The organism is Rosenbergiella australiborealis, assembly GCF_018494035.1.
Lineage (GTDB): Bacteria > Pseudomonadota > Gammaproteobacteria > Enterobacterales > Enterobacteriaceae > Rosenbergiella > Rosenbergiella australiborealis.
Window position 1 is genome coordinate 1 of record NZ_JABBFO010000048.1, and the last position, 323, is coordinate 323.

Sequence of the window (323 nt, forward strand, 5' to 3'; positions counted from 1 at the left end):
ATGATAGCGGTTGACGCCTATGGCAAAGGGGTTGCGGAGCTAACGGAAAACGAGAAACAGACGGTGAGTGCGCTAGCGACTCTTGCGGCGGGTCTGGCAGGAGGCTTAGTGGGGGGCGATACGGCGAGCGCGGTATCAGGGGCGCAAGCAGGGAAAGTGACGGTTGAGAATAACCTGATGGGCGGCACTGAGGACGGTCAGGAGAAGTTCGCTAGGGAGCATGGCAAGAATATCGTCTCCTGTGCAGATAACCCGGGTTCAGCGTCCTGCCAGAAAGGTCTGGCGATGCAGGATGCATTGGCGGTAGCATTGCCAGCAGGGCT

The 323-nt window shown here is 58.8% G+C and carries 1 protein-coding gene; it reads left to right on the forward strand.

Annotated elements, in window-relative coordinates; genetic code table 11:
* Positions 1-323 (forward strand): VENN motif pre-toxin domain-containing protein (locus HGT73_RS14655; protein ID WP_214215982.1); only part of this gene is annotated, 323 nt, incomplete at both ends.